We start from the raw sequence: 8,705 nt of genomic DNA on the forward strand, positions 1-8,705 counted from the left end.
CCCGAAGCCTTTCTGGCTATAGCATAGCATGTCTGCCGGAGAACCGCGAGAAAAAGTTCTTCTCTTTCCCGCAGTCCTGTATCGGGATTCAGCCACAGTTCTACCGCAGAATGTTAAAAATTGTTATAATAAAAGAAAGTTTTCTTTCGATTCCCCGGGAGATGATAGCATGGAGGAAATCAGGACAGGATCGGCGGAGCGGGTGCTTGAACGGATTCTGGAGTGCGCCGCAGAGGAGAAAGCCAGCGATATTCATATGGAGCCCCAGTCTTCCATGGTACGGGTGCGGTTTCGAGAGGACGGAAGTCTGCGGGACCGTTTCCGTCTCCCTTTGAAAATGCTGGCCGGCCTGTCTGTCCGTTCCAAGGTCATGGGCCATATGAATGTGGGAGAAAGCCGGCTGCCGCAGGACGGGAGCTGCAGTGCTTCTTTTCACGGTGTGCCTTATGATCTCCGCATTTCCATTCTTCCTTCTTTATACGGGGAAACCATCGTCATCCGCCTTCTGTCGGGGCAGGTGGACTTTATAGAAAAAAATGAGCTTGGCATGCTCCCTTTGCAGGAAAAAGTCTTTCGGAAATGCCTTTCCCGGAGAAGCGGCATGATTCTCACCGCCGGACCTACGGGAAGCGGAAAAACATCTACCCTGTATGCGGCCCTGAAAATGCTGAACCGGGAAAGCGTCAGCATTATTTCCGTGGAAGATCCGGTGGAATACCGGGTGCAGGGCGTGACTCAGGTGCAGGTGAATGAAAAGGCGGGCCTCACCTTTGAAAGGGGACTGCGTTCCATCGTTCGCCAGGATCCGGATATTGTCATGATCGGTGAAATCCGGGACCGGGAAACAGCAGAAATCGCTGTTCATGCAGCACTTACCGGCCATCTTGTTCTTTCCACTCTGCATACGAACCAGGCTTCCGATGCGCCGCTCCGGCTCATGGACATGGGCATCGCCCCCTACCTCATTTCCGCCTCCCTGTCCCTGGTCATCGCTCAGCGGCTGGCCGGCCGTCTCTGTCCCCGCTGCCGTGAAAAGGCCCCGCTCAGCGAAAAGGAGCAGAAGGACCTGGCTCTTCCGGAAAAATTCTGCGGCCTCCCCCTGTACCGGAAGAAGGGCTGTCCATCCTGCCATGAAGGCATCCGGGGACGCATCGGCGTTTTTGAAATGATTTCCATCGGCCGCAGGGAGCGGGACATTCTCCATCATGGCTTTTCCGACGGCCGTTTCCGGGAATGCATGAAGGAACAGGGACAGCCGTCTATGGGAGAAGCGGCCCTGGCACTGATGGAGGAAGGAATCATACCGCCGGAGGAAGCATCCATGATTCTTGCAGGAGAGGAGTGATGGTATGGATATAGAAAAACTCATGACTGCCTATCCTTCCATGACTGACATTCACGTCACCGAAGGAGCCCCCGTATCGATCCGGCTCTACGGCAGTCTCAAAAAGCTGAAGGAAACAGCAGACGCTGCTTTTTTCGCCTCCCTTTTCCAGGATTTTCTGGGAGAAGAGAAAGAAAAGGAATGGGAACAGCGGGGCTCCTGTGATGGCAGCGCCTCCCTGGGCTCCTGCCGCATCCGCATTCATGTATACCGTTCATTCGGCCAAAAAGCCGCCTCTCTCCGCATCCTTCCTTCCCTCACCTCCCTTGCCCCGGATCCGGACAAGGACTGGATGGAAAAGACCGCCTCTCTGGATCACGGACTGGTGCTGGTGACGGGTCCCTCAGGCAGCGGTAAAAGTACGACCCTGGCTCGTCTTCTCACGCTGATCAACACCCGCCGCGCCTGCCACCTGGTCACCCTGGAGGATCCGGTGGAATACGTGATTCCTTCGGACAAAGCCCTGGTGCACCAGCGGGAAGTGGGAACCGACGTTATAGATTTTGCATCCGGCGTGAGGGACGCGCTTCGTGAGGATCCTGATGTCATTGCCCTGGGAGAAATGCGGGACAGCGAAACCATAGCCGCTGCCCTCACCGCCGCAGAAACAGGCCATCTGGTGATCGGCACTCTTCATACCACCAGAGCCGCCGACTCCATAGGCCGCATCATCCATGCCTTCCCTGCCGACCGGCAGGAAGAAATCCGGAGCCTTCTGGCCGCCAACCTGCGTTCCGCCGTTTCCCAGCGCCTGTACCGCTCCGGCAGAGACACCTGGCTTCTCCGTGAAATTCTGACCAATATTCCTGCCACCGCCCACCTCATCCGAGAAGGAAAAGAAGCCCAGATCCCCTCTTACATGGAAATGGGCCTCCATCAGATGCGTACCATGAAGCAGGCCGCTTACGGACTGAAAGGCATTTCCGAACGGGAACGGGAAAAAATGATGAAAGCCCTGGAATTGTAAGGGCATCGGAGCGGCACCAACGGCTGCCAGCTGCCTCTCGACCTGCACCTTTTGTCTCCGCCGGTCAATGAATCGGACATGCCGCTGCCCCGCCGGATTGATACTGAATAAAATTGAAAACGACGCACCACCATTTTCCATTCTTCATTCCCCCGCAAAGGAGAATCTGCCATGAAGGAATTTATGTATAAAGCCTACGGTGATGACGGGACTGTAATAGAGGACAGGATTCAGGCCGAATCCCGCAAGGAAGCAGCGCAGGAAATTTTTTCCCGGGAGCTGCACCTGATTCATCTGGAGGAAAGGAAGGAACCCTTTTCTCTGCCTTTCTTCGGCAGACCCTTTGCTTCCCGGCAGAAGCTGGCTCTTCTGGCGGAGGAATGGGCTTCGCTTCTGGATGCGGGGCTCACCATCACCGATGCCCTGTCCCTTCTGGAGGACCAGATGGAGAAAAGAGAAAAGGAAGTGCTCTCATCCATTGGGAAGACCATTGCCTCCGGTCACGGTGTGGGGGAAAGCTTCCGCAGTGCCCGCTGCTTTCCTCCCTTTTTCGTGTCCCTGATTTCCGTAGGCGAACTGTCAGGCACACTGCCCGGGGAGCTGCACCGTATATCCCGTTTCTACTGGAAGGAAGACCGTTTTCTCCGTCAGCTGAAGGGCGCTCTGGCTTATCCTCTCTTCGTGACCCTCTTTGCCCTCTGCCTGTTCCTTGTAATTCTGACTTTCATCCTTCCCTCCTTTGCCCTTCTTTTTGACTCTCTTTCCATTCCCCTTCCTCCTGCCGCTTCCATCTCCCTGAAGGCCGGCCTGTGGCTGAAGAGCCATGGCCTGTTCCTGCTGGCCTTCCTTATTTTCCTGCCCTCGGGCCTGTTCCTTTTCTTTCTCACGGAAAAAGGGAAAAAAGAAAGCCACGCCCTCCTGTACCGCTCCAGGTTCTACCGGCGGATGCTCCTGATCCGATTCTGCTCCACTCTTGCCGCCCTGCTGGAAAGCGGACGCACCCTGTCTGCATCCCTCAGGGACTGCCGGGACATTACGGGAAACGGAAAAGCCCGGGATGCTCTCTCCTATGTGATTACGCAGCTGGAAAAGGGTGAGGATTTTCCTGCTGCCCTGGAGGAAAGCGGTTTCTCCTTCCCTTTGGTATGCCACCTCTGCAAGATCGGTATGGAAAGCGGAGAGCTTCCCCGTTTCCTGCGTCAGGCAGGCGATATCCTTTCCCGGGAAACGGAAAGAAAAGTACGCCGCTTCCGGGCTGTCCTGGAGCCTTCCCTCCTTCTTTTTACCGGAGCGGTAACCGCCCTTCTGGTTTTTTCCGTCATGCTTCCTGTCTTCCGCGCCGCCGGCGCCCATATGGGATAGAATCCGGCAGAACCGGAGAAGCACCGATGATTATGAATGAAGCTATGCTTTCCGGGCCCTGGACAGGACTGATCACACCGCAGGCAGCCGGATACACAGGAAACAGGATTCCCCAATAGATTCCTTTTCCGGCATACCGGTTTCCTGCTATTTCAAGAGGTATTCATGAACAGACAAGCTGTTATTTTTGATATGGACGGTACCCTTTTCGATACGGAAAGTATATTCCAGCAGGAATGGAACCGTCTGGCCCGGGAAAGGGGTATTTCCCTTCCGGAGAATTTTAAATACGAAATATGCGGAACCAGCGGCGATGCCATGAACCGCATCATAGAAAAGTACTATCACACTGACTGCGGCGGCCCTATCCAGCGTCTCTGCAAGGAAAGGGTCGCCCTTCTCCTGTCAAAGAAAGTCCCGGAGAAGCCGGGATGCCGGGAAATTCTTTCCTTCTTCCGGGAAAGAGGCTATGCTCTGGCTGTCGGAAGCAGCAGTCCCATGAAGCAGATTCTGGCTAATCTCCGGTGCAGCGGTCTTCTTTCCTGTTTCGACGCCATTGCCGCCGGTGATGAAGCAGTCCGGGGCAAACCGGCGCCGGATATTTTTCTTCTGGCCGCGAAAAAATTAAACGTCCCGCCCCGGAACTGCCTGGTCTTTGAGGACAGTCCCAACGGCATCCTCGCCGCTGCTGCCGCCGGCATGAAACCGGTCATGGTGCCGGATCTCATGCCGGCAACGGAAGAAATCAAAAGCCGCTGCTGCCATGTCTTTACCACTCTCACAGAGGCCCGCCGTTTTTTTGAAAACAGTCTTCCTTCTACAAAAGAATGCTGACGGCAGCAGGAAACTTTTTGCACTTCCTTCTCATATCCGTGTTATACTTGTCATTAGCGCCCGGAAACACACCCTTTCATCGGCCCATGCAGATGAAACAGACGGAATCCCATCGGATTCTGTCTGCAGCGGATTCCTTTCCAGACGCCAATGGGATATAAGAAGGCTTTGTCATGTCTGACTGGTATACATGGTTTAAAAAATATGAATTATATATTCTGCCCGTGCTGGTGATCATCGTCATAGCAGGGATTTTTCATTTCCTTTCTCCCCATGCTTCCGGAAGCGAAATGGCGGAAAGAGAAAAAGTATCTCCCCTGAAGGAAGGAGATACCATCGGCATCCTGGCTCCGGCAGCCCATGGCGGAATGACGGATTACAACCGCTCCATCGAACTGCTGGAATCGCTGGGCTACAAGGTGAAGCTGGCTCCCTCCGTAACCGATGACTACGGCTTTCTGGCCGGAAGCGACGAAGAAAGGGCGAAGGACCTCAATGATTTCTTCAGGGATGACTCCGTGAAGGCCATTCTCTGCCTCCGCGGCGGCTATGGATCCGCCCGGCTGCTGGATAAACTGGATTATAAAATGATTGCCCGTCATCCGAAAATGCTGATCGGCTTTTCCGATATCACCGCCCTCCATGCCGCCATTGGAGAAAAAAGCGGCATTGTCACCATTCATGGCCCTATGATGTCCAGTTTCAAGGGGGATAACTATACCGCATTTACCCTGTACAACTTTGAAAACGGCCTTTCCGGAAGCCTTCCCGCCGGAGAAATCCGCCTTCCCGCCGGAAGAAAGCTGAAGGTTCTCCACCCCGGTGATGCGTCCGGTATAGTGGAAGGAGGAAATCTGTCAGTACTGGCCTCCCTCTGCGGCACCCCTTACGAGCTGAAGGGAGACGGTGCCATCCTTCTTCTGGAAGATACGGGAGAAGATCCCTATCGGATAGACCGCATGATGGAGCAGCTTTACCAGAACGGCCTGCTCTCCAGGGTCAGCGCCATCGCCTACGGCGACTTTTACGGTGCCGCTCCGGTGGGAGAGGAATTTTCCATTCATGATGTGCTCGCCCACTATGCTGAATTATCCGGAAAGCCGGTCATTGAAGGCATCCCCGTCGGCCACGGCCCGGACAATCTCTTCCTTCCCCTGGGCGTCAAAGCTTCCATCCATGCCGGAGAAGACGGCACCGCTTCCTTCCGCTATGAGGAATCCTATTTGAAATAAAAAAAGCCGCTGCAGCGGCCTGCTATAGATCTTTCCCTGCGCTGGAATCATCCGCACATGTTTCTTCCTTCCCTTGCGGATGTCCATTCTCCGGAACCCCTGAAGACAAAAAAATATCCTGCCCTTCTGCACAGCGCTGTGACTGCGTACAGGGGCAGGATATTTTTTATTCCCGTTTCAGGAAAACCTGGTTGATCCGATACATATAGGCGCCATTGGGGAAAATGATTTTCGTGGCGCTGACATAGCTGTCACTGCTGACAAAATGAATCCGTCCCAGCTCACCGGCCATATCCAGGTACTGCCAGAAAGCACCGCCGTTTTCCGTTTCAAAAAGGACAAACAGATAGGGAGACAGGGCAGATACCTGCGATTTGGCAGAAGCCATGGCAGAGAGAAATTCTCCCATATCCACCTGTTTCCCTTCCGGAAGCACCGGCTGGGGCGTATATTCCCTGGGCACGGTGGTTATGCTGTAATAGCGGATAGGTAAATTCATGGTCTGTTCCTGGTTCATGGGATTCTCCTTCTAATCATAGATAAACAGCTTCTGCCGGCGCCCGCATCCCCGGGCGCACAGGGGCCTCCTGCAGGAAGCAGGAGAAAGGCTCCTTTTTTCACCGGTTCTCCAGCCTGACCACGTCCACCACCGGTTCTTCATAAGGATGGGCCTTTTTGACAGCGGCAATGACTTCCTCCACATGGGCCTCGTCCACCCGGCACTGGAGAATATATTCTTCCGCCTCTGTCCGCTCTCCTGTTTTCCCGTTATAGGGATGGGCGCCTTCCAGGGTAATCCAGGAAGACCGCACCTTCCACCAGGACATACAGCCGGCATAATTTCCGATACGTCCGCCCCCTGCCTGTTCGATGGCTTTTCTGATACGGCACAGCGCCTCCGGGGGAAGATACACTTGAATTTTGTACATGATGACCTCCTTTCAGACTTTCGATCCAATGCATAGTCTGGATTCAAAGGATTCAAATGAGAAGATGAAGGAAGACCAGGAAAGGGAGAATGGCAGCACGGCTTCTTTAAATATGGAACGGAGACGGAATGTTTCAGCCGGCGCTGCGCAGGAAATGCAGAAGCTGCAACAGACAGCAATCACACTGCTGCAGCCTGCTGATTTCCGCGGATTTAATCCGTGGTTCCCTGGCGCCCGGCTGCTTTTCTCTGCCGCTTTATTTTTCCATTATCAATATCCCAAATCTTCGTTGATAATGACTACTTCCATGTCTATATTTCGCATTTTTTTGTAGTAAATGGCAAGGACGTTGCATATACGGTCCGGGGCACCGCAGTCGAAGCATCGGTTCCCGCCCTGCAGGGAGCAGCCGCAGCGATAGTGATGGCGGAGCACATTTTTCGGGGCCGCTTCGTTTCTGGCCCGATAGACAGCTTCTTCCAGTGTGGGGCGGAGTTTATTCACACCAAAGACGAAGTATACCTTCCGATGTCCGAAAAGGGAACCTGCCACCCGGTTGCCGGTACCGTCCAGATTGACCATGACTCCTGTTTCTGAAGCACCATTGATCGAGGTTAGAAATACATCAGTGGTCATGGCATGGCGGGCTATATCCAGGAATGCTTCGCTGCTCTTTTCAAAGCCGTCCCGCTCCCTGTTGACCTGGTGCACATCCCACACCTCATTGTGTTTGGAGAGCCGTTCGTACATGCCCATGGCCTGTAAAGTCAGGGAATCACCAAATCCCACGGTGGTGCCGTCGATTTCATGATCCAGATAATCCGCTGCTTCCTCCTTTGTTTCAAAGACAGAGCACTCAAATCGATTCCTTCTAAACGCTCGTTTCACCTTTTCCAAGTCCATAATACCTTCCGACCTTCCAGCCTTATTTCACCATACACATCCTCCAGCGCCCATTTCAATATATCAGCACAGGAATGATAGAATCTATATGCATAAACCCTCTTTCGGGAATACAGCCGGGCACCGTTATTGTCTCATCAGTCCCTCACAGCGTGACTGTCCTTGTGAGATTCTCCATCCATTCCCCTTTTTTATGATCAAACGTCTTAATTACGATTTTATCCTTATAGAGGTAAATGGAATTCGTCCACACCTGCTTTCCATCCCAGGTAGGATTATAAACGTCCAGGATTTTGCCGTGGTAATAGTTAACATCGCTGGCAAAAGCAGGCTGTGTGGGCGGTGTATGGGTATGACCGGACACCCACAGCTTCACCTGGGGACTGGTGAGGAGAAGCAGGTCGATTTCTCCGGCAGGCTGGGCAAAATTTCTAGGACTGCCGATGGTATCGTTATAGGGAATCATGGTATCGGATAGAGGCGCATGATAGAAGATCAGGGTAGGTGTCTGGGCATTCTCCTTCAGCGTCTGCCGCAGCCATGCCAGCTCTTCCCGGGACATGGCCACAGGAAAACGGCTCTCCGTATCCTCCGGAGAAAGGAAAATCAGAAGATACTGCCCCAGTCTTTTTGTACTGTGAAGGGGACCGAAAACCTTTTCATAGTTTTCTTCATGGGCCTTTCGAAGGGACGGATCCGCCATCACCGGTTTCCCGTTCTTCAACGTTTCCTGATAAAAGAGCTCATGATTGCCTGCCAGAAACGCTTTCTCTCCCTGAAATCCATCAATAAACTGCCGGGCCTCCTGCATCTGCTCCATGGATCCCGTCATTTCCACCATATCTCCGTTAAAGACTTTCAGATCCACATCGGACCAGCCGTTGATATCATCCCGGGCCTTCACCTTATTGTCAATGATCGCCTGTCTTTTATTATTATCGGTGGCTTTGCTCGGATAGTGCAGATCCGAAATCACCACAATTCTCTCATACTCTTTCCCTGCCGACGGAGCATCCGCTTCCTTTCCGCAGCCTGCAAAGGCTATACAGGAAAAAGCAAGAAGGAAACAGAGAATGGAACGAAACATGGGATAG

9 protein-coding genes are annotated in these 8,705 nt (G+C 53.3%); 5 read left to right on the top strand and 4 right to left on the bottom strand.

The genetic code is table 11. The features are described 5' to 3' along the window. The first annotated feature begins 169 nt into the window (after nucleotides 1–169). The 5 genes from ACI4N7_RS03760 to ACI4N7_RS03780 all read left to right on the top strand — a co-directional run bounded on the left by ACI4N7_RS03760 (nucleotide 170) and on the right by ACI4N7_RS03780 (nucleotide 5,779). On the top strand, nucleotides 170–1,345 hold the full coding sequence (locus tag ACI4N7_RS03760; protein WP_439732028.1) for a GspE/PulE family protein: 1,176 nt from the start codon (nucleotides 170–172) through the stop codon (nucleotides 1,343–1,345). 4 nt (nucleotides 1,346–1,349) lie between these two features. Next, complete coding sequence (locus ACI4N7_RS03765; RefSeq protein WP_439732029.1) at nucleotides 1,350–2,351, top strand: type IV pilus twitching motility protein PilT; 1,002 nt, start codon at nucleotides 1,350–1,352, stop codon at nucleotides 2,349–2,351. A gap of 171 nt (nucleotides 2,352–2,522) precedes the next feature. Continuing rightward, nucleotides 2,523–3,713 (top strand): type II secretion system F family protein, encoded by a 1,191-nt coding sequence (locus ACI4N7_RS03770; protein ID WP_439732030.1) that lies wholly within the window; start codon nucleotides 2,523–2,525, stop codon nucleotides 3,711–3,713. A 165-nt stretch (nucleotides 3,714–3,878) separates the two neighbouring features. Further along, the gene (locus ACI4N7_RS03775) at nucleotides 3,879–4,547 is read left to right on the top strand and encodes an HAD family hydrolase (protein WP_439732031.1); all 669 of its coding nucleotides are present in this window, start codon (nucleotides 3,879–3,881) and stop codon (nucleotides 4,545–4,547) included. A gap of 173 nt (nucleotides 4,548–4,720) precedes the next feature. Further along, nucleotides 4,721–5,779 carry a S66 peptidase family protein gene (locus tag ACI4N7_RS03780; protein WP_439732032.1) on the top strand — a complete coding sequence of 353 codons (1,059 nt, stop codon included), beginning with the start codon at nucleotides 4,721–4,723 and terminating at the stop codon, nucleotides 5,777–5,779. Nucleotides 5,780–5,945: 166 nt separating this feature from the next. Here ACI4N7_RS03780 and ACI4N7_RS03785 read toward each other — a convergent pair whose 3' ends face one another. The 4 genes from ACI4N7_RS03785 to ACI4N7_RS03800 all read right to left on the bottom strand — a co-directional run. Next, nucleotides 5,946–6,296 carry a hypothetical protein gene (locus tag ACI4N7_RS03785; RefSeq protein ID WP_439732033.1) on the bottom strand — a complete coding sequence of 117 codons (351 nt, stop codon included), beginning with the start codon at nucleotides 6,294–6,296 and terminating at the stop codon, nucleotides 5,946–5,948. Between the two features lie 100 nt (nucleotides 6,297–6,396). Continuing rightward, on the bottom strand, nucleotides 6,397–6,708 hold the full coding sequence (gene cutA, locus ACI4N7_RS03790) for a divalent cation tolerance protein CutA (protein WP_439732034.1): 312 nt from the start codon (nucleotides 6,706–6,708) through the stop codon (nucleotides 6,397–6,399). 270 nt (nucleotides 6,709–6,978) lie between these two features. Next, nucleotides 6,979–7,611, bottom strand: coding sequence for a lactate utilization protein (locus ACI4N7_RS03795; RefSeq protein WP_439732035.1), 633 nt, complete (start codon nucleotides 7,609–7,611; stop codon nucleotides 6,979–6,981). Nucleotides 7,612–7,756: 145 nt separating this feature from the next. Further along, the coding region (locus ACI4N7_RS03800) for a metallophosphoesterase family protein (RefSeq protein WP_439732036.1) at nucleotides 7,757–8,705 on the bottom strand (949 nt) is incomplete at its 5' end.

This window comes from Dialister sp. (genome assembly GCF_051885895.1).
Classification (GTDB): Bacteria; Bacillota; Negativicutes; order Veillonellales; family Dialisteraceae; genus Dialister.

Excerpts from the sequence above, each read along its gene's own strand:
- ACI4N7_RS03760 (WP_439732028.1), top strand. The coding sequence starts at position 170 with ATGGAGGAAATCAGGACAGGATCGGCGGAGCGGGTGCTTGAACGGATT.
- ACI4N7_RS03765 (WP_439732029.1), top strand. The coding sequence starts at position 1,350 with ATGGATATAGAAAAACTCATGACTGCCTATCCTTCCATGACTGACATT.
- ACI4N7_RS03770 (WP_439732030.1), top strand. The coding sequence starts at position 2,523 with ATGAAGGAATTTATGTATAAAGCCTACGGTGATGACGGGACTGTAATA.
- ACI4N7_RS03775 (WP_439732031.1), top strand. The coding sequence starts at position 3,879 with ATGAACAGACAAGCTGTTATTTTTGATATGGACGGTACCCTTTTCGAT.
- ACI4N7_RS03780 (WP_439732032.1), top strand. The coding sequence starts at position 4,721 with ATGTCTGACTGGTATACATGGTTTAAAAAATATGAATTATATATTCTG.
- ACI4N7_RS03785 (WP_439732033.1), bottom strand. The coding sequence starts at position 6,296 with ATGAACCAGGAACAGACCATGAATTTACCTATCCGCTATTACAGCATA.
- cutA (WP_439732034.1), bottom strand. The coding sequence starts at position 6,708 with ATGTACAAAATTCAAGTGTATCTTCCCCCGGAGGCGCTGTGCCGTATC.
- ACI4N7_RS03795 (WP_439732035.1), bottom strand. The coding sequence starts at position 7,611 with ATGGACTTGGAAAAGGTGAAACGAGCGTTTAGAAGGAATCGATTTGAG.